Below are 21,906 nucleotides of genomic sequence, written 5' to 3'. Positions count from 1 at the left end.
ACTATCTTATAATCGCAAGACTTCCGCTTTTGCGATGCCTTGTAGTTCCTGATTTTCCTGTTATCAGACAATTGAGAACATATATGTATTCACCGGTCCCCAGCGCTGATGATAGCATTCGACCATTCCAGGAATCTTCGATATGCTTGCTTTTGAACACTTGATTACCCCATCGATCAAAGATCTGTAGGTCAAATTCATCAATGGCTATTTCTGGAGACGGATATAGTGTAAATCGATCATTTATTCCATCATCGTTTGGTGAGAATGCAGATGGGATATAAATCGGCAACGCTCCATCTTCTCGCAACACCTCTAAATGTAATTCTATGCTTCCACACGCTAAGACCGCTTGAATAATATAGTTGCCTTCAGTGGAAATAGATCTATTGCTGCCCACAAATCCATCTGTCCACTTATATTCGACATCTTTCAGATATTCAATCTCAAAAAATTCAGGAAGATAGACGTCAAGAGGTGCGTTGTCGTTCAAATAGGTGATGGTGTCCAGTCGTTTTGGTAGTTTAATAATTTGGACCTCATCCATTTCGAAATAAAAAGAATAAAAAGTGCCTTGTGTATCGTCTGCGGCACAAGGTGGAAAGGTGCCAAAATTACCGATGGGCATACTCAACGAGAAATATTGGGAAGTAACATCTGGCTTTATGCAAGTGCCAATTGTGGTCCACTCTTCTAATACCTGGTCTGTGGTCAAAACCTCGGATCTTAAAACCCCAATCAAGTCACCATTGCTTGTCGATGTGCCATTGGAAAAGTCGTTTTCAACCTTGATTGAATCGGTGTGGGTATAAATTTCTATTTTCTTATCTGGTTTAAGGGGACATGAAATGACACTAGTGGGAAAACCTTGATAAAACCCTTTACTTCTCACTTTCAATAATACGAAATAAGCCGTGTTGGATTCCAGAGGTTCTGAGAGCTCTGTGGCCAAGCCTTCACTGACATAGGTCTGATTGGCATTGACCCTGCATCGGAGTCCAACAAAATTAGAGCCCTCACCCGCTTGTGATCCATCCGTCCAGAAAACCTCGTTGGTTACCGGTAGGGGACAATCGGATGTAAATAAATCTGGAGTGCCCTGAATAGCATACCAAAAAACAGTTTCATTGAATCCATTTTTAGGATTGATACAATTATCGTTGACAATCGTCTCGAATCCCCCATCAGGAAGAAATTCTTGTGCCAGTCCACTTTGTGTGTGAAAAACAACAAATATTAATATTGTCTTTAACCAATTCAATTATCCTTTAACTGCCTGGATGGTAACATTCCCACTCTCTGAAATCAATCTGAAGTAGTAAACTCCCATTGGTAAATCCGGTGAAATGGTGGTTTGAAATACACCAATTTTGCCTTGCGCCTGATTCACTAAAGTCTCAATCAACCTCCCATCAGCACTGTACAGATTGACAGTAGCAGATTGGGATTCAGGAAGTTCATAAGTAATGGTCACTTGACTTCGAAATGCGGTGGGAGTCACATTAAATGAAACCTCCATTTCCGGATCTATGCCGGTTTCAGTATCTTCTGTTATTTTAATGCGTTGATTGGCATCTACATTTGAGAGCTGTTGTAATGCTCCACCAATCCAATGAACGGTGACACTGCTTACCTCTTCATGATCGCCCAGTCCAAAGTGGGCAATAGTGGTGTTCTGAGATAAATGGCTGGAACCTCCATCGATCTCTCTGATCAAAACCAGATCATCTACTACTACTTCGATTCTTGCTCCAAGACCATTTTTATCAGTATGCATTCCCTCTAATTCTACTTGTAACCAATTGCCATCTGCGGCATCATTTCGTAAGAGCAAACATCTGGCTTCCAATAATTTTCCATTGAGAGTAGTAGGTTGTCTTGGTGCCTGATTGACAACCAGTAAATCTAAATCTCCGTCTTTGTCATAATCGAAAACGACTGATCCTCTTCCTATTCTAAAATCAAAGAGTCCATATTCTTTGGCCACCTCTTGAAATCGACCTCCGTCATTTCTGAAAAACAGATTAGGATTAAGTCGGATGGTAGGATTTAAAGCACCATTACAGACGAATAAATCCTCATCCATATCGTGATCAAAATCGAAAAAATTGGCTCCCCAACTGATGGGTGGTCCCGAATATTCTTCATCCGTAATAGTTGGTATAGCCACATTGGCCTGAACTGTCATATCCTCAAAACCTTCTCCATTTCTTTTATTGTAGACCAGAACACTGGTGGATAAGTTGGTCACAAAATAATCCATCCAACCATCTAAATTAACATCTGCGAAGGCTATTCCCATCGCATTCATGCCATAATTCAGCCTAAGACTATTGCTTCTCTCTAAAAGTTTCTTTCTAGGATATTCATTTCTATACATCCTGTTAGGTGTCTTCTTGAAACCAAAATCATTAACGACATGTAGATCTAAGTCTCTGTCATTATCAAAATCACTGAAAACTCCCTGAAAACCAAATCCTTGGTGATTGACCCCATAGGCTTCACTGACTTCAATAAAGCTTTCTCCTCCCGTATTCAGAAATAGGAAATCGTATGCTGGGACAAATGAGTTGGTGATGGTCGATTCATTATAAATATTGATTCCTATCGGTGATGAAGAATAATAATTAGACACATATAAATCGGGATAGCCGTCCTTGTTGATGTCCCCAAAACTGGCCCCTGTGCTGTTACTGGTGTATTGATCAAGACCCCATTCCTTCGTTTGATCAGAAAATGTACCATCGCCATTGTTGATGAATAAAAAGTTGGGTGCTGAATTTCTTTCGGTTGATAAAAAATTCATGGTCGTAACCAAAAGATCCTTAAAGCCATCTCTGTTTACATCTGCCGCAGTGACGCCTTGGGTGTTGGTTTCAAAAACATTTTCAAAGCCCATTTTGTCAATCACATTCGTAAAACTACCATCTCCATTGTTTTTATAGAGCGCATCTTTAATGAGTCCTCCTGTAATGTATACATCTTCCCAACCGTCATTGTCAAAATCAATCACACACGCTCCACCCCCAAAAGTCGCTTGATCCACAACGAAAGCATGATTAATACCTGCTTCCTTCGAAACTTCCGTAAAGCTGCTCTGGCCAAAAAGGCTATGGGTAACCAATAAGATGAGTATAATAGGATAATGCTTTTTCATTACTTAAAGATTAATTACAATCCAGGTCCATCCTGGACTGTTCGTCATTATTGGGAAAACACAGACCTGAGGGTAAAGACTCAGGTACATATCTTTCCAAATTTGGATCGTACAATGCGTTTTCAACAAAAGCTGTGATCTGATCTACTTCTTCGTCAGTTAGGTTTTTAGGAACAAAACCGGAATACAATTTTTCTGAGGGTACTGCGGGATTTTCTGCTATGGCCTCGTTCTTATAGTTTATAACATCTTCTATACTAGTAAAGCTGCCTCCATGGCCATAAAAAGGAGAATCGGTAAGATTATACAATTGAGGCACCTTAAACTTATACAAATCATTATCATCTCCTGTGAATCCACCTCTACCTTGTGCACTTGTAAAGAAGTCCTGAGCAATGGTAGGGGAGATATGTTCACCACTAAAGTCTTTCATACCCAGTGCGTAAAACTCAGTGGTACTCAAGCTCGGTCCTGTATGACACTGCACACAATTCGCTTTTCCAAAAAATAGGATGGCTCCTTTTTTCTCTTGCTCAGTCATGGCATCAGCATCGCCATCTAACCATAACTGAAATGGAGCTTCGTCAGCTAGTACAATTCGTTCGTAAGCAGCAATAGCCAGACCGGCAATGGTATCATTATATCTCTCCTCAGCTGGAATGTCAGGGAATGCGGTATCGAAATGCTCCTTATAGCCGAGTTCTTCCACGATCCATTCGGTCACTTTTAGTCGATGAATCTTCAGCGCAGCAATGGCCTGGCTTTCTAATCCTTCAAATCCCAGGTAATTAATTTCCTTCGGACTTCGTAATGCCCATTGATCTTCTGTGCCAATGTTGACATCAGTAGCGCCGAATTGTCCATTCCACAACATAACGGTTTGGTAAGCTGTATTTAAGATAGAGGGTGAACGGATAGGTTGAATATCCAGAAAGTCGAATCCATAAGCCTCGTCAACAACTCTGGCTTCCCCATTATTGCCAAATCCAATTCCACCTTCGCCAATACCTTGTTTGATACCTGCTTGAAAACCGGCTTTTGAATGGTGACATGAAGCACATGAATAAGTGCCTGCACTATTTTGATTTTTCGGAATGATCCCGATTCCTGTTTCATGAAACAGCATCTTCCCGAGGTTGATCTTTGCCGACGTCAGATTGTTTTTTGGATCCGCTGGTATATTCTGTAAATCCGTACTCTGTGGTAAACTGAAGTAGTCAACAGAGCCATTTGGTGCTTTCTCTTTCAAATAACTAATGAGCTCCTCATCTAATGTTTCAAATTCATCCGTTGGATCCATAGGCCCAATAATATCTTCCTTACAAGACATCAATATAAAGATGATCGAAACGCAGATAAAAGGTGATTTGTAAGAGAACTTCATTTTCTGAAAATAAGTCTATATTAATGAACAAAATGGAACACTAATTTAATAGTGTTCCACTTTAATATCTTAATTTTTATGAATCTCTGTAATTTTAATAACCTGGATTCTGTGACAAATTTGGATTTAAGTCAATTTCCTTCTGTGGCACAGGCCATAAATAATGCTTAGGTGTAATAAATTGTCTATCATCTAATGATTCACCAAAGAGCGTCACAGTAGGAATCGTTTCAGCTGCTTTTCTCCATCTGATTAAGTCATGATATCTGGTTCCTTCCCAAGGAAATTCGACATGCCTTTCGTGATGAATGACCTCCCTCATTTCATCCTGAGAATGACCTGGCTCATAAGCTGGCATTCCAGCTCTAGTTACCACAGCATTTAAGGCTTCATACACCTCATCAGTGGGCCCGTTCAGTTCATTCATGGATTCTGCATAAATCATTAAAATGTCAGCATATCTGTATAGGATAACATTGGTTTCATTACAAGAACAACCATTTTCACCAATTGTAGCTTCTGGATCTACCCATTTTCTAATGGCGAAGTATGGAGAAAATCCTGCCAATGACGCGTCGAATGTTTCGCCTCTCCATGTACTGATTCCAGGTACAAAAAGATTGTCGTACAACCTTGGATCTCTGTTCATGTAGGGATTATCCGCATCGAAGAGCGGTGATTCATCAGCTGGCAGACCATCACGCATGTAAAATGCATTGGCCAACTGATCTGTAGGCGTAATCGAACCCCAACCATTACCAGGTGTACCTTCTGGTCCCGGAGCCAATGCAACTTGCATGAAATTACCTTCCCCTTGAGTTCCTCCGGTATATTGTATATCAAAAAGAACCTCTTTGTTATTCTCATTGGTAGGACTAAATACATCTATATAATTGTCTACCAATCCGATCAAGTTAGGATTTGCAGCAGAAAGATCCATAATCTTCTTGGCCTCAGCAGCTGCTCCAGCCCAATCTCCATTGTACATTTTAAGTCTTGCCTTTACAGCAATGGCAGACTGCTTAGTAGGTCTTCCTATGTCTCCATTGTTAGGAGTCAAATCCAAGTTAGCTTCAGCAAAATCTAAATCTTCATAAATCTGAGCAAGCACTTGAGCTTTAGGAGCTCTGGTAGCTTCCAGCCCTTCATCTCTGGTTAGGACCGTGGTAATCAAAGGAAGATCACCAAATAGCGTGGTCATCTCCTGGTAAATCAATCCTCTCAGAAATCGCACCTCTGCTTCATATTGAGTCAATGTCCCTTGATCTAAGCCAACATTTCCCATATTTTCCAGAACTGAATTAGCCCTGAAGATTCCCTCATATCCGAAATCCCACTTGAAGTTGATGATTCCACCTGTACCAGGATTATGTTGACCTTCTGCGATCGTAGTATATTGTGCTTCCCAAGGGCAGCATCCCACGCCATTATCAGTTAGAATATCAAAGTTTTGGTGCATCCAATAAAAAGAACCACCCCATATGGATCCCTGAAAAACATCGTAAATACCATTGATGGCTCTAATGACGTCTTCCTGAGTCTCAAAAAATCCTTCGACACTACCCTGGTCTAAAGGTGTTCTCTGTAAAAAATCTTTATCACAGCTCGAAAAGCCAATCAGCACAACGAGCCCTGTGAGTATATATTTATTAAAAATTTTCATTTGAATTATTTTATGTTTTAATTACGATTGATCTTAGAATCTTAGATTTATACCTCCTGTGATGATGCGCAATTGAGGATAAATCGCTGTTCCATTCGTTGTTCTTGGCTCTTGCTCGGGATCAAAACCGATGAAATTCGTCCAGGTCAATAGGTTTGTTCCATTGACGTAAATGCGCAAACTCTCCATGAAATTGTTATCTAACATGCTTTGAGGCAAATTATAGCCTATTTGTAAGTTCTTTAACCTAAAATAAGACCTTTCATTGATAAACCAAGAATGATTCACATTGTTGTTAACACCCCCTTGTGCAATTCTAATTTTTGGTAGGGAGGCATCTGTATTTTCTGGTGTCCAACGATCTCTCCAGATAACAGAAGCTCCACCACTGTTAGCGAATGGCGCATAAAATCTACCTGTTTCGAAGGTCTGTGCATCAGCAATTCCCTGAAAAATCGCTGCAATATCAAAATTGGCAAAATTGGCACCCATATTAATTCCATATAACCAAGTAGGATTATCTTGTCCAAGCACATGTCTGTCGTCTGCCGTAATGACACCATCATTATTGAAATCTTCATACTGAAGATCACCGGGGGTAGGTGTACCAAATGCGCTTTGATCAGGTGCGGCTTCAATTTCAGCTTGTGTATTGAAAATTCCGACTGCATTTAATCCATAAAGAGCATTAATAGGAGCTCCTCTTTGAATAATAAATTGTCCTTGAATTACTCTGTCAGCATCTCCAGCCAGAGACGGATCTATACTTAAAACTTCACTTCGTACATTGGTGACGTTTCCTCCGATATTAAATCCGAATTTGTTGATATTCTCTCTATAGTTGACAGATGCTTCCCAACCTGTATTTCTTACTTCAGCAATATTCACAGTAGTTGGTGATCGCACACCTGTAACTCCTGGATTATTCTGGTTGAATAAGATATCGGAAGCATTTCTGATGAAGTAATCTCCTTCAATACTCACTTTACCATTCAATAAAGACATGTTTACACCTAAATCAGACTGAGTGGTGGTTTCCCATCTTATATCTGGATTACCCAGGGAAGTCTGCGCTGCTGCACCTACAATTTGTCCTCCAAAGCTATAGGCAGGACTGAAAGAAATAGCCGAAGCAAAAGGATAGTTACCGATGTTCTGGTTACCTAACTGTCCCCATGAAGCTCTGATTTTAAAGAAATCAATTACTGTAGAATTAAAAAATGGCTCTTCTGAAATAACCCATCCAGCTGAGAATGAAGGAAAAGTGGCCCATCTGTTATTAGATCCGAACCTCGATGATCCATCTCTTCTGACATTGACTTCAAATAAGTACTTGTTCAAAAAATCGTAATTAATTCGACCAAAAATGGATCTCATGGCCCATTGTCCAACGAAATCACCATTTGTGGAAGTTTCTGGATTACCCGTATCCAACGCAGCTAATGAATTACTCGGTAACTCACTTCTACTGGCCTGAAACTGCTGATCATTGTAGCTTTCCTGATTTGCTCCAAGTATTACTTTAAAGTTGTTGGCACCAATGGATTTTTCATAGGTAGCCTGTAACCAGGAAGTCAATTGTAGTCGCTCACGACTTTGAAGTGTAAGATTTCTATTTTCAAGCCAAATTAGGCCCAAATCACCCGTTTCGTGGTCAAATGTTTCGATTCGGCGATTGAAAAACCGATTGTTGTTCTGGATGTAATTAGCAGCAAATGTGCCTCGAACTGTCAAGTTCTGAATAGGCTCATATTCTGCATAAAAATTACCCAAGAATGTGTTTTCTTTTAGTAGTCTATTTAAAGCCAAGACTTCAGCAAGGATATTAGGAGTCGATAATTCGATGGCATCCAGATCTCTGGCTCTATCAGCTATTCGTCCATCATCCGTGTATGCAGGAAAATTCGGTCCTAAACGAGTTGCTCGTGCAAGAACACCTCCATCCTGGCCCACATTGTCCAAATCGGAAACTTGTCTGCTGATGTAAAAACTACCACCCATACCAAACTTGTCGGTAACATCAGTGTCGAGATTTAACCTGGCATTATATCTTTCTGTTCCTTGTACTCCAGTAACAACACCTTGGTTTTCAAGGTATCCAATCGAAATGTTAAAGTTCGTATTTTCACTTCCTCCTCTGGCAGAAAGGCTATGTTGTTGAATTCTGCCTGGTTTTAAGATAGCATCAAACCAATTGGTATTGGGAGCATTTGAACCAGAGTATTTATTGATGATCTCCTGAGGATATAAAGGTTGATTTCCTGAGTTGACATCTGCTTCATTTCTCAGCTCCATAAATTCCTGAGTGTCCCAAATATAACCTGGAGTTGAATTGACTTCAGAGGTTCCACCATAACCTGTATAATTAAAGACAGGCTTTGAGTTTTTCTTTCCTCTTTTAGTAGTGACCAATACCACACCATTAGCTGCCCGAGAACCGTAGATAGCAGCAGAAGCTGCATCTTTCAAAACAGTAATAGAAGCGATATCATTGGGGTCAACACTATCAAAAGGCGCTTCAATACCATCCACCAAAACCAATGGATTAGGATTATTCAGTGTTCCAATTCCTCTGATCCTGATGGTTGCACCATCCTGACCTGGTTCTCCAGAAGCCTGATTAATCCAGACTCCACTCACCTGACCTTGTAAAGCTTGTGAAGCACTTGTGATCGGCCTGGCCTCAATGGTCGCGGCATCTACGACACCTACAGAACCGGTTAAATTAGATTTTTTCTGACTGCCATAGCCTGTAACGACAACTTCTGCAAGTTGTGCTGCATCGAGTGTAAGACTAACATTAATGTTGCTTTGCCCATCAACGGCGATCTCCTGTTCTCGATAACCAACATAGGTGAAAACCAGAGTCGCATTATTTCCAACGGAAATGGAATAGGTACCGTCAATATCAGTAACGGTTCCATTGTTTGTGTTTTGTTCCAACACAGTGGCACCGATGAGTGGTTCTCCGGAATTATCCGTAACCACACCTGAAACGGTCGTCTGTGCATGCATAAAATGGCATGATAAACACAGAAAAAGTAAGTAGAGTGTGTAATGAAATTTTCGTGAGAGTTTAGCTCTAAACATAAGTAATAAAATTTAAGTGTTCAAAAGAATTAACCAAATCTATTGTATGCTAATGGTTTTCATATCGAAATATTACTAACACTTATACGGTCATTGGACAATAGAATTCTAATGTATCTTAAAATTTTATTTTAAAGTAATCTTAAACCAAATATTTTTGAGTTATTATACAGAAATAGAATATATAAGTAGCAAATATGGACTATCTGACTATTATCATGGATAAAGCTCGCCACATTAGCAAATATATAGCCTATTGCTCAGGAATGAATTTCATACTGATAGAGTTTACGCAATGTCTGGTGTTCTTTTGCGTCAACCGCTCTCCTTCAAAAACATGACCTAAATGTCCTCCACAATTCTCACATATAATTTCTACCCGCCTTCCATCAGCATCTTTCACTCTTTTTACAGCCCCTGGTATTTCATCATCAAAGGATGGCCACCCACAGCCTGAATCAAACTTGTCTTCTGATTTATACAACGGTGCTTCACACCTTCTACAGATGTACGTTCCTTTCTCAGTGTGCTTATCGTACTCTCCTGTAAAGGGTCTCTCTGTTCCTTTATGAATGATAACTCTTTCTTCCTCTGGTGTCAGGTCATTGTATTCTGCCATTATGCTGCTTTTATTTTGTTTGCAAATTTTTGTCGGGCTTTAGCCACCTTGGGAGCGACCACTACAGCGCAATAACCTACATGTGAATTACGCTTGTAATAATTTTGATGATAAGGTTCTGCCGGATAAAAGATTTTAGCGGGTTTTATTTCAGTGACGATTGGATCATCCCATATTTGAGTGGCCACCTCCTTTTTAGATTTTTCAGCAATATTTTGCTGTTCATCAGAATGTGTATATATTCCAGACCTGTACTGAGTACCCACATCATTTCCCTGTCGGTTTAAAGTAGTGGGGTCATGAGTAGTCCAGAAAATTTCCAATAGCTCTTCGTATGTAATGACTTCGGGATCATAGGTGATTTCAATGGCCTCTGTATGTCCGGTCGTGCCACTGCATACTTCACGATAACCAGGTTCTTTAACATGTCCATCAATATAACCTGATACCACCTTTTCTACTCCTATGATATCCTGAAAAACGGCCTCGGTGCACCAAAAACAACCTCCTGCCAATATAGCTTTTTCCATAAATCAAATTTTATTCTAAACGGATGGTGGTCAGATAAGTTCAATCACCCTGTGATTCCAACCATTGGCAAGATGATGCTTTGGTGAAAAAGGTATTACTGCTAAGTGAGAGATTCAGTATTGATTTGAAATCCAAAAGGTCCTTATAGGTATTCCCTAATATCTATGAGTTTAAAGCCACCTTCTTTTGCAGCCTTGATACCTGCAGCACCATCTTCAAGGACCATGCATTCTTCTGGTTGAAAACCAAAATACTGGGCACTCCGCATAAAAGTTTCTGGATGAGGCTTAGGATTTTGAACATCCGATGCAGTAACGATGATATCAAATAAATCAACGGCCTCAATATCTTCCAATGATTTTAAAGCCCCAGACCTGGTCGAGCCAGTACCTACTCCCATAGGCAACTTTCCTCGATATTGATGAGCTATTTTGAGAATGGGTTGAATAGGTTGCACCTTGCCATGCTTTATTTTGATTCTCTTATAGTTGGCCAGCTTTGCTTCCGTAATAGTTTCAGGGTCAATGGTCCAATGGTACTCTTTACCTAAAATTTCTGCCACTTTGATGGTTGGTGTTCCCGAATGATCAAGGATCATTTCTTTAGTAACGTGAAATCCAAGCTGAGAGCCAGCCTCTTGCCAGGCCTGGAGATGCAAGGGGATAGTATCTGCCAGAGTTCCATCCAGATCAAAAATCAAGGCTTTGATATCAGGTGTGATTTGTTTAATTATCTCTTCGATCATGCAAATATGGTTTGAAAGCTATTAGAACTGCCATATGCGATAAATGTTGCAGATTGGAAACGGCTATTCCCAAAATTTTGGAGAAATCGAAGGTCTGCGCTTATATCGATTGGCTTGTTTAGAATAATCTTTGCTCAATTCCTGACCGACATCACCATTGTGAATGGCATCGCAAGCATCTTTTACCGTAAGAAAGAAATTTTCCTCTCCCAATTTCTCAGTGAAGCCGACCCTTTTAAAGTGGTCCCTGACAGGTCCTGTGAGGTCAGTGAAGATGAGACGTAAGTCATTCGAACGGCAATATGCTTCAAGCCTGAAAAAATAGAAAGTGGCCGTTGCATCCGGCACCGCAAATGTTGGAAATGAAATAATCACGTATTCAATTTCTTGGTAAACTCCTCTTTCCTTTTGCAATGCATCGATCATCATGCTTGCATTGGCAAAATATAAAGATTGGGAAAACCTAAAAATCAAGATGTCCCGGTGTGGAATGGCTTCAGGATAACGGTTGATATTTCTATAAACTGAAGTGTTTTCAAGTTTGCCCAATATGGCATATGATGGCTTGCGAGTTCTAAACATAATATCAGTAAAAGATGACAAAACACCCATGATCACTCCCGTTGTGATTCCGAAGAGTAATGTAGAAATAAAGGTGATAAAAAATACGATGAAATCTCTGCGATCAATCAGATACAGTCGACGAGCCTGATTGATATCGATCAGGCTGAAAACAGAAGTGATCACTATTCCTGCCAAAATGGGTTCCGGCAAATAATAAAAGGCATTATTGAAATAAAGCAATGTAACGACCAATATTAACCCAGTGATGAGACTGGATATCTGAGTTCGCGCGCCCACTTCATAGTTGATGGCCGAACGGGTAAAAGATCCCGTACTTGGCATCGCAGAGAAAAAACTGCCAATCACCTTGGAAAGACCCAAGGCAAACAATTCTCTGTTGGGTTGAACGGCTAGCTGCTCTTCTAATCTGCCTACTGTCCTGGAAATTGAATAACTGCCTACAAAACCGATCAATGCGATGATTAAACAAGTAGGTAACAATTCGATGATGTTTTTGGACTGAAAGAATGCAAGACTGACATCTGGTAGACCGCGAGGCATTTCACCAATAATGGGGACCCCTTCTTGTTCTAAATCGAAACCTGTCAATAAGATGATGCCTAAGATCACTACGATCAGAGCGCCTGGAATGGCTTTGTGGATTTTCTTTAAAAATATGATGATCAACATGGCTCCTAAACCTATTGCAAGTGAAAACCAATTAACATTGGTAATATCACCTGCAAGGTCTTTTACCATATTGATAACTGACACTCTTCTGGGAAGTTCCAGACTGAATAAAAATTTAAGCTGGCTGATGGCTATGATTACTCCAGCAGCAGAAATAAATCCACTCATCACAGGTTTGGATAAAAAGTTGGTCAGGTTGCCCAATTTCATAAAAGAAAAGGCAATCTGAAATATTCCTGCAATAAAGGAAGATGCGATGACCAGGCCAAGGTATTCCGAAGTTCCCGGTTCTGCTATTGCTGAAACTCCACCCAATATGATAATGGACATCAATGCTACCGGCCCGATAGATAAGTATTTTGAAGTCGTAAGAAATGGAAAAATGAGCAATGGGACTAAAGCCGCGTATAAACCATAAATAGGTTTTAGACCGGCCAACAAACTATAGGCCATCCCCTGTGGTATAAGGATCACCGCCACTGTAAGACCTGCGATTAGATCTCCTCCTAATTTTTTAAGACTGTAGCGCTTCAAATCAGCAAACAAAGATGTTTTCATCGATCTTCTATTTGTAATTGATTGACGCTCCCTTGGAAAAAACAATGTCAGCACTCATCTGCGTGAAAATAAAATCTTCAACTCACAATTCAAACTTAGTGCGTTCCAATCTTCTTACTTTGAAAGGCTAGCTAACAGCAGCTACCAGTTCATCAAGCTCTTCCTGCGTCATATCGCTGGGACATTGGTAGACACTGAGTGGTATATTTCCGTTTTCTTCCAAGCCTTTAAATCCTTTTTTGATGTCAACGATGTTTCTGACACCTCTGGCCTGTAGAATGGATGACATAATCATAGATCGATACCCTCCTGCACAATGGATATAATAAGTACCTTGGTCCGATAACTTATCCATGTTCTTGTTGACATAGTCCAACGGGAAATTTACAGCTCCCTTGACATGATGAGCGAGATATTCAGATGGTTTTCTGGCATCCAAAATATTTTCAATCTTACCCTTATTCATCCTTTGCTCAAATTCCTCAGGACTTATAGATTCAATATGATCTACTTCTTTGCCTGCTTTTTTCCAGGCCTCTAAACCACCTTCCAAGTAACCCAAAGTGTTGTCATAACCTACGCGCGCCAATCTGGTCACGACTTCTTCAGCTTTTCCTTCATTTGCTATGATGACTATGGGTTGATTAATATCTGTGATTAGAGCACCTACCCAGGGCGCAAAACTTCCCCTGATTCCAATGTAAATTGAATTGGGAATATGCCCTTGAGCAAACTCATCAGGTGTTCTGGTGTCTAACATGAGCGCATCCTGATGTTCAACTATTTCTTCAAATTTGGCTGGTGTCAACGGTACAGCTCCACGCTCAAGAACCTGGTCAAAGCTGGTGTAGCCAGCCTTATTCATCATGGCATTCTTTGGAAAATACTGTGGTGGAGGAGTTAGTCCTGATGTCACTTCTTCAATAAACTCAGCCTTAGTCATATCTTCACGCAAAGCGTAGTTGTTTTTCTTTTGATCGCCTAAGACGCCCCAGGTATCCTTGCTTAAGTTCTTGCCACAAGCAGATCCAGCTCCATGAGCAGGATAAACTAAGACGTCATCCGCAAGTGGCATAATCTTATTTCTAAGACTGTCGTAAAGGTATCCGGCGAGGTCTTTTTCAGTTACAGATCCTTGTTTGATAGCCAGGTCAGGTCTTCCCACATCACCTAGAAATAAGGTATCACCGGTGAAAATGGCATAATCTTTACCATCTTGGTCTTTCAGTAGGTAGACAGAACTTTCCATAGTGTGTCCAGGTGTATGGAGCACAGTGAATGAGACATCACCTACCTCTAATACTTCCCCATCCTTTGCTGAGTATATATCATAGGAAGTCTCTGCCATAGGACCGTAAACAATGGTTGCTCCGGTCTTTTTAGCAAGGTCTATATGTCCTGAGACAAAGTCTGCGTGAAAATGGGTCTCAAAAATATATTTAAGTTTGACGCCATCTTGTTCTAATTTTTCGATATAAGGCTGAGTCTCTCTTAGTGGATCTATAATAACGGCCTCATTGGCTGACTTTATGTAATATGCTCCTTGTGCAAGACAGCCCGTGTATATTTGTTCAACTTTCATTTTGAATAATTTCTATGTATTAAAAACTTGTTATGTACATTTAAGTTCAATCTATATTTTAGCATAACGCAACTCATTTCTTTGTTTGCGTTACGTACTTCGTATAATCTTTTCTTTCTTTAAATATGATATCTCTGAAAACCTGATAATTCGAGAGATAAAAACTGTCCTTATTCTCATCCTTCATAATTCTATTTTTCTTGAGTATATCTCTGACAGGCCCCTTCACATTGGAGAAAATGACCTTTATGCCTCCTTTAGTCAGTTCCTCTATGATGTCTTGAACCAAATGGACTGCACTTGAGTCTAAATTGGTTACCGCACTGAAGTCCAGCACAAGAAATTCAAGTTGGGGTTTTTCCTCGATCTTCTTTTGTATGAATTGATGCAACGCACTGCCATTGGCAAAGAATATCTGTCCATCAAATCTAATGACCAGAATGTTTTGATAGGTGATGAGGTCACTAAAACGATTGACATTCCTGAATTCTTCGCTATCGGGAACCAATCCCAGTTCTGCAATGTGAGGATTGGAACTTTTATAGATGAGTATGATGAGGGACAATACTACGCCCACAGTTATGCCCTCTTCGATTCCCAGAATTAAAGTTGACAACGCCGTGACCATAAATACAACAAAATCCTTCTTGTCATTTTGCCATAGGTGAAGGGCTTCTTTAATGTCAATTAATCCTATCACCGCTACAATAATGATGGCACCTAGAACCGCATATGGCAAATAGAAAAAGTAGGAAGTGAGAAATAATAGCGTAGTTATGACCAAAATTGCACTTATGACACTGGCCAGTCCAGTCCTGGCACCAGCCTGATCATTTACCGCTGTTCTGGAAAATCCACCGGTGACTGGAAAAGACTTGAAAAATGATCCCACAATATTGGCTATACCCAAACCAATCAATTCCTGATTGGGGTCAATTTTATAATTCTTATGCTTAGATTGAATGGCCTTAGCTATGGCAATCGATTCGATGAACCCTACAAACGCTATTGCAAACGCAATCGGTGTTAATTTAAGAATGCTTTCCAGATTGATTACTGGTATAGAGAAAGATGGAAAACCTGATGGCACATCCTTGATGATTCGAACGCCCTCTTCTTGCAAACCACAAAAATAGACCATTGAAATTCCTAATATGACGGCTAATAGAGCTCCGGGAATTCTTCCACTAATTTTCTTAAATATGATTAATAAAAAAATGGAAGCTAAACCTATCACCAGCGTTGCAATGTGAATATTTTGTACTTGACTGCCGATACTGTTGATGATCTCATAAAACTTACCGTTTTCAATGTTCAGTCCCAATATATGTTTGAGTTGAGACAATCCAATAATGATGGCTGCTGCAGATGTAAATCCGGAAATCACAGGATGGGACAGAAAATTAATCAGAAATCCTAATTTAAATATTCCCATCATGAATTGAATCAAGCCTACCAATAAGGCAAGCAAAATGGCTAATAAAATGTATTCCGCAGTGCCTTGAGCAGCCAGGGAAGAAACTCCACTAGAAATCAGCAAAGCTACAATGGCTACAGGTCCAATCGCCAGATGTCGTGAAGTTCCGAATAAAGCATAGATGATGAGCGGAATCGTAGATGCATACAAACCATAGATAGGAGGCAACCCTGCTAATAGGGCGTAGGCCATTCCCTGGGGAATGAGCATTACACCAACTGTTAGTCCGGCAGATAGATCTCCCGGGAGAAAAGATTTTTCGTAAGATTTAACCCACTTTAGAAATGGAAATAGCTTTTGCATCTTAACAGTTCAATGCAAAGATATTCACTTATCTCAGATATTCATGAATATATGATCATTTTATCATATAAAGACACTACACTTCCATTTCCCTCAAACTTTCAACTCGATTTCTTTCTAGAAAGTCATCAATAGTTTCAAAATGCTCGATCACACGTTTATCCTTGAATTCAAAAACTTTTTCGGCCAAACCTCTGAGAAAGTCCCTGTCGTGTGAAACCAAAATCAATGTGCCATCAAAGGCTTTTAGCGCTTCCTTCAAAACATCTTTAGACCTGAGATCCAAATGATTTGTTGGCTCATCTAAGATCAAAACATTCACGGGTTCGAGCAGTAACTTAACCATAGCAAGTCTGGTCCGCTCGCCTCCTGACAATACAGAGACTTTCTTATCGATCTCTTCGCCGCTAAACATAAATCCTCCTAGAATATTCTTTAATTGCGTCCTGATTTCGCCTCTGGCTACCTCATCGACTGTTTGAAATACCGTGAGTTCTGGATCCAATAAAGCAGCTTGATTTTGTGCAAAATATCCTACTTTCGCATTGTGGCCTAATCCACAAGTACCCTCAAATTCAATTTCACCCATGATGGCTTTTATCATAGTAGATTTTCCCTCACCATTTCTTCCCACAAAGCAAACCTTTTCACCTCGTTCAATAGCTAAAGAAGCATTTCTAAATACGACATGATCTCCATAAGATTTAGACAAATCTTTAGCGACAACTGGATAATCCCCCGATCGAGGAGCTGGTGGAAAGCGAAGCTTCAAAGAAGCAGTGTCCACTTCGTCTACCTCAATGATTTCTAGTTTTTCTAACATTCGCTCAACGGAAGATACTTGGTTGGTTTTCGAATAAGTGCCTTTGAATCTTTCCACAAATCGCTCTTGCTCGGCTATGAATTTCTGTTGCTCCTTAAAAGCCTTGAGCTGCTGTTCTCTTCGTTCTTGTCTTAGTTGGAGGTAGTGTGAATAGTTGGCTTTGTAGTCATATATTCTACCCATCGTGACCTCTATGGTCCTGTTGGTAATATTATCTATAAAAGCTCGATCATGCGATATCACGATGACAGCCTTGGCCTGATGTACCAGAAATTGCTCTAACCAGATAACCGATTCAATATCTATATGATTGGTAGGCTCATCAAGTAAAATTAAATCGGGTTTCTGAAGCAGTATTTTGGCCAATTCAATTCTCATTCGCCAGCCTCCACTAAACTCAGATGTGGGTCTTGTGAAATCTCTCCTTTCAAACCCCAAACCCAATAAAGCTTTCTCTACTTCCTTGTCGTAATTTACTTCTTCTAAAGAGTAAAACTTCTCACCTAGATCAGAAGACCGTTCGATCAATTTCATATAATCTTCAGAATCGTAATCAGTCCTGGTTGCAAGTTGCTTATTGAGTGCATCCAACTCATGCTTCATACTAAAGTAGCCTTGAAATGCCTTCATTGCTTCATCGAAAACAGTACAATCGTCTTCCGTCAGAAGGTGCTGAGGTAAGTAAGCTATGACCGCATCTTTGGGACTGTGAACCCTTCCTCTGGTTGCTTTCTGAACCCCTGCGATGATCTTCATCATGGTGGATTTTCCAGCTCCGTTCTTGCCCATCAAAGCAATTTTGTCATTATCGTTTACCACAAAGCTGACATCGCTAAAAAGAGTTTGTCCACTAAATTCGACGGCTATGTTATCTATTGATATCATTAAAAATTTAATTAAGCGCGCAAAAATATGGAATTCTAATGATTAGAATCACTAAAGTGTAAATGTGTATGAATATTTCACGATAAGGGAGGATTGATTGGTAGCTGGTAACCGGGGCTCATATATATTCCGCTGTGAATTCGCATCTGTATTGTAGACAATGAATAGGTCGTTTCCTTCCCGGGGGTTATATCTGATCCGAATATTTCCCAAAAATAAATGATCCAGACTGTTATACTGGATGAAACTGGAAATACTAAACTTGGTTGAAAACATCAACTGAGCCTTAACTCTGGCAATGTGTGCGGTAAATTCCTGCGAACGACTCTGAAAAACGACATTGTTGAATTCATAGTCTGCACTGAGACCCAAACCAGGAGAAACATTCCATACCGGTGAAAGGGTCATGGAGTGGCGGTAACCATCGAAAAACTGACCACTGCTTAATTCCCCTCTGAAAATGTAAGGTCTACCGGTTCTTGTTCCAAACTCTAATTGAACATTGTTGTAAAGGTATTGATCGACAGGAACCAAGGCCACATTTGCCAACTCAAAGGCTTCTGTAATGTCATCGTATTGCAACCTCATGCCTAATTCCAGCCTAATCCCATTTTTCCATTGCCAATTGTATCCCAAGCCATAAAAACAGGAGTTATAAGTGTTTCCGGTATTTTCCCAGAAAGAAACCCCTCGTAAGCTCACTCCATGTCGCAGAAAGCTGGACGCTTCGCCTGGAAACCAATTGTATTGCACCCTTGTACCCAATCGGGTATAGTCCGATCTTTCAATAAAACCTAATTCAGAATTAAAATCAGTACCTAAACGGGAAATACTTGCACCATAGGTAAACCCTTTCTCAGTGCGTCTGGACATACTCATCCAAAATAAACTGGGATCCACAGATGCCAAATTGGGCTCTATACCGGATGAAAAGGATTGCGCAAATTTGAAGGTCAGAAAATCATCTTTTAGTATCCTGATGCTAGAGTCAAATCCGTAAACTGCGTTATAGATTCCTTCCGAATTAACATTATTGGTAAATAAGAAGCCGACCTGAGAATTTTCATTGATGACTTGTTTCTTCAGACGCAACACGGAATAATTATTACTCAAGAATTCATCAGTCTTTTGAGTTTGCATGGAAATGACACCTACATCCAGTCCACCTGATCGACCAGTTAGTCTCGCTCCTCCTAATATAGGAATGGTATTGCCGTCAGAATCAATTCCTATTCTCCGACTGTAAAACAAGTTGTTTCTCGAGCCAAAACTAAAATCAAAAATTCCGGACCTTTCCTGAAAAAACAACCTTTTTTCTGGAAAAAAGAGGGAGAATCTGGTGAGGTTAATTTGTTGATCATCCGCTTCCACTTGTGCAAAGTCAGTATTCACACTCAAATCGAGAGTGTAATTGTTTTTTAATCCCAATTTGACATCAAGTCCTGCGTCAGCCAGTATCTTTCTATCTGCTTCATAAGCCGTTCCACCAGCATTGATGGATTGGATATTATTGAATCCACTTAATACATAAGGAGTAATATAAAATGGTTTTTTCTGTTTGACATTTTCAAAAACATATTCTTTGGCCTGAGAAGGTCTGAATCCGCCCATTTCACCCAGATCCGGGGAGATGTCCGGCGATATATGCAATTCATTGTTTCTGGCGATATACCGCCATATGGTAATGCCCATTACTACCTTGTCATCAATAACTTGATATTGCAAACTGCTGAACGGAATACGCATTTCTGCAAACCAACCCTCCTCAGTGATGGACGTCTTAACATCCCAGAAATTGTTCCAACTAAGGTTCATAGGATTTCGGCCATTGGCATCATTTAAAATAGCGGCGTCGAAACGCGAACCTGTAGGGGTGGTAAAAAAGCTTAAGGCATTTTGCTTGTCATTATAACTGTCTATCACCAATCCGAACCATTCTGTACTTTCATCCCCACCATCTCTTAGCTTATTATTAGCGAGAATTTTTTCAGGTTCATCATCATACAGGGCGCCAGATAAATAGATGTAATCTTCATCATAAGCCAATTTAATCACTGTTTCCTGTGTGGGTTCTCCATGATACACAGGGGTTTGGACAATGAGGTCAATCGGAGGAATGTCGGCCCATTCCAATTGATTTACCTTGCCATCAAATTTGAAGGAAGGGGTGATTTTAGGTGCCGGTACGCCCTCATTGGCAAGTAATAAGCACGAGCAGAAACAAAGGCTGATGATTAAAAGCAGTCGCATTTCGCAAATTTAATGAAATACAGTGTATTCGACCAGGTATTCGCTTTGTATTATGAATTACTTATCTTTCCATCAAAACTCATGATGTTCAGATTAGATGACCAGGTGGCAATAATTACCGGAGCAGCAAAGGGCATTGGTGCCGGAATTACTAAAATTTTTGCTAAAGCAGGTGCCCAGGTGGTGATTTGGGATATCCTTGATGAAGGCCAGGAGCTGGCTAATAACTTAACCTCAGCCGGCTTTAAAACAATGTTTCAGAAAGTAGATGTTACCTCCACTGAACAGATCAATCAAGCAGTGGATACCATCATGGAAACGCTCGGTAGAATTGATATTTTGATCAATAATGCTGGGATCATACGGGATCGATCATTTCTGAAAATGTCAGAGGAGGAGTGGGGTACAGTCATAGAGGTCAATTTGAACAGTCTCTACAAAGTGACGAAAGCGGTAATTCCTCACATGAAAGCTTTTAACTACGGGCGAATCATTAGCGCCTCCTCAGTTAATGGAAGTTCAGGTGCATTTGGTCAGACCAACTACTCCGCCACCAAGGCTGCAGTGCAGGGCTTTACACGATCATTATGTAAAGAGGTAGGAAAGTATGGCATAACGGTAAATTGTGTGGCCCCCGGATTTATTGAGTCTGATATGACCGCAAGTATGCCCCAGGAAGTAATCGACAAAGGGATTTCGATGATACCTGTAGGAAGAATTGGGACTCCTGAAGATATGGCTTATGCATACTTGTTCCTTGCTTCGAAAGAAGCGGCCTTTATCAGCGGGATTACCTTACATGCAAATGGAGGAGCTTATGCCATCTGATGAAGTTAAAAAGACGGAATTTAATTCAATCGAATTATCAAAACTAAGGCCTTTTGTTGGCCATGAAATAGGCGTATCTCCCTGGCACAAAATCACCCAACAACAGATCAATGAATTCGCAAAAGTGACAATGGATCAGCAGTGGATTCATGTGGATGAAAAAATGGCAGAAGAGCATTCACCATTTGGAAAAACGATTGCGCACGGTTATTTAGTGCTATCCTTAATCCCGAGATTGACTTCGGAAAGTGTGAAATTTACAAATGCTGAAATGGGTATCAATTATGGATTGGACAAGGTCAGATTTACTCATCCTGTTATTTCTGGCTCGGAAATCAGAGCTAGAACTACACTTTTAGAGGTGATCGATGTCAATGGAGGCGTGAAGATCAAGTATCAGGTGACCATTGATGTAAATGGCGAAGAAAAACCAGCATGCGTCGCACAAACAATAGCACTCATTTTAAAAAAAGCCAAATGACGGATAAGCGTAAATTGGAATCCCAGCCCAACAATCCATTGCATGGAGTCAAATTACTGGAGATGTTAGAGTACCTGGTTGCTGAACATGGTTGGGATAATCTTGCCCATAAAACAGGTATCAATGTGTTTGAAAATAGGCCAACCATTAAATCCAGCCTAAAGATGTTGCGAAAGACGCCCTGGGCCAGAGAGAAAATAGAGATGCTTTATCTAGAATCCTTTAGGCGATTAAAATGAGACAGCTAGGTTTGATCCGCCATTAGAATTTTACCTG

The 21,906-nt window shown here is 40.3% G+C and carries 16 protein-coding genes; 3 read left to right on the top strand and 13 right to left on the bottom strand.

Translation table 11 applies throughout. From position 1 onward, the window contains the following. Position 1: 1 nt before the first annotated feature. From L2567_RS03510 to L2567_RS03450, 13 genes are all read right to left on the bottom strand, one after another. Positions 2-1,261, bottom strand: coding sequence for a T9SS type B sorting domain-containing protein (locus L2567_RS03510; RefSeq protein WP_235296311.1), 1,260 nt, complete (start codon positions 1,259-1,261; stop codon positions 2-4). Beyond that, a complete protein-coding gene (locus tag L2567_RS03505; protein ID WP_235296310.1) occupies positions 1,262-3,157 on the bottom strand; it encodes an FG-GAP-like repeat-containing protein in 1,896 nt (631 codons plus the stop codon). Positions 3,158-3,167: 10 nt separating this feature from the next. Then, on the bottom strand, positions 3,168-4,541 hold the full coding sequence (locus L2567_RS03500) for a cytochrome-c peroxidase (protein ID WP_235296309.1): 1,374 nt from the start codon (positions 4,539-4,541) through the stop codon (positions 3,168-3,170). Positions 4,542-4,635: 94 nt separating this feature from the next. Beyond that, positions 4,636-6,204, bottom strand: coding sequence for a RagB/SusD family nutrient uptake outer membrane protein (locus tag L2567_RS03495; RefSeq protein WP_235296308.1), 1,569 nt, complete (start codon positions 6,202-6,204; stop codon positions 4,636-4,638). 33 nt (positions 6,205-6,237) lie between these two features. Further along, positions 6,238-9,219, bottom strand: coding sequence for a SusC/RagA family TonB-linked outer membrane protein (locus L2567_RS03490; protein WP_235296307.1), 2,982 nt, complete (start codon positions 9,217-9,219; stop codon positions 6,238-6,240). A gap of 328 nt (positions 9,220-9,547) precedes the next feature. Further along, positions 9,548-9,913, bottom strand: a complete 366-nt coding sequence (locus L2567_RS03485) for a methionine-R-sulfoxide reductase (protein ID WP_235296306.1) — start codon at positions 9,911-9,913, stop codon at positions 9,548-9,550. Next, positions 9,913-10,443, bottom strand: coding sequence for a peptide-methionine (S)-S-oxide reductase MsrA (gene msrA, locus L2567_RS03480; RefSeq protein ID WP_235296305.1), 531 nt, complete (start codon positions 10,441-10,443; stop codon positions 9,913-9,915). The genes L2567_RS03485 and msrA overlap by 1 nt, the downstream gene beginning before the upstream one ends. Positions 10,444-10,586: 143 nt before the next feature. Continuing rightward, positions 10,587-11,189, bottom strand: a complete 603-nt coding sequence (locus L2567_RS03475; protein WP_235296304.1) for an HAD family hydrolase — start codon at positions 11,187-11,189, stop codon at positions 10,587-10,589. 63 nt (positions 11,190-11,252) lie between these two features. Further along, positions 11,253-13,001, bottom strand: a complete 1,749-nt coding sequence (locus tag L2567_RS03470; RefSeq protein ID WP_235296303.1) for a SulP family inorganic anion transporter — start codon at positions 12,999-13,001, stop codon at positions 11,253-11,255. A gap of 127 nt (positions 13,002-13,128) precedes the next feature. Beyond that, complete coding sequence (locus L2567_RS03465) at positions 13,129-14,583, bottom strand: MBL fold metallo-hydrolase (RefSeq protein WP_235296302.1); 1,455 nt, start codon at positions 14,581-14,583, stop codon at positions 13,129-13,131. A 73-nt stretch (positions 14,584-14,656) separates the two neighbouring features. Then, on the bottom strand, positions 14,657-16,363 hold the full coding sequence (locus tag L2567_RS03460) for a SulP family inorganic anion transporter (protein ID WP_235296301.1): 1,707 nt from the start codon (positions 16,361-16,363) through the stop codon (positions 14,657-14,659). 76 nt (positions 16,364-16,439) lie between these two features. Next, positions 16,440-18,071 (bottom strand): ABC-F family ATP-binding cassette domain-containing protein, encoded by a 1,632-nt coding sequence (locus L2567_RS03455; RefSeq protein ID WP_235296300.1) that lies wholly within the window; start codon positions 18,069-18,071, stop codon positions 16,440-16,442. 51 nt (positions 18,072-18,122) lie between these two features. Next, positions 18,123-20,321: a DUF5916 domain-containing protein gene (locus L2567_RS03450; RefSeq protein ID WP_235296299.1), complete on the bottom strand. Its 2,199-nt coding sequence runs from the start codon at positions 20,319-20,321 to the stop codon at positions 18,123-18,125. A gap of 84 nt (positions 20,322-20,405) precedes the next feature. Here L2567_RS03450 and fabG point away from each other — a divergent pair, with 84 nt between their 5' ends. The 3 genes from fabG to L2567_RS03435 are packed head-to-tail and all read left to right on the top strand — an operon-like array spanning position 20,406 to position 21,869. Next, positions 20,406-21,149, top strand: a complete 744-nt coding sequence (fabG, locus tag L2567_RS03445) for a 3-oxoacyl-ACP reductase FabG (protein ID WP_406626649.1) — start codon at positions 20,406-20,408, stop codon at positions 21,147-21,149. After that, complete coding sequence (locus L2567_RS03440) at positions 21,127-21,630, top strand: MaoC family dehydratase (protein ID WP_235296297.1); 504 nt, start codon at positions 21,127-21,129, stop codon at positions 21,628-21,630. Before fabG ends, L2567_RS03440 begins: the two co-directional genes overlap by 23 nt. Then, on the top strand, positions 21,627-21,869 hold the full coding sequence (locus L2567_RS03435) for a VF530 family protein (protein WP_235296296.1): 243 nt from the start codon (positions 21,627-21,629) through the stop codon (positions 21,867-21,869). Before L2567_RS03440 ends, L2567_RS03435 begins: the two co-directional genes overlap by 4 nt. Positions 21,870-21,906 lie beyond the last annotated feature (37 nt).

Source organism: Portibacter marinus (assembly GCF_021533195.1).
In the GTDB taxonomy this organism is placed as follows: domain Bacteria; phylum Bacteroidota; class Bacteroidia; order Chitinophagales; family Saprospiraceae; genus Portibacter; species Portibacter marinus.
The sequence above is the reverse complement of the archived record's forward strand: the minus strand, read 5'-3'. Positions and strand labels throughout refer to the sequence as shown.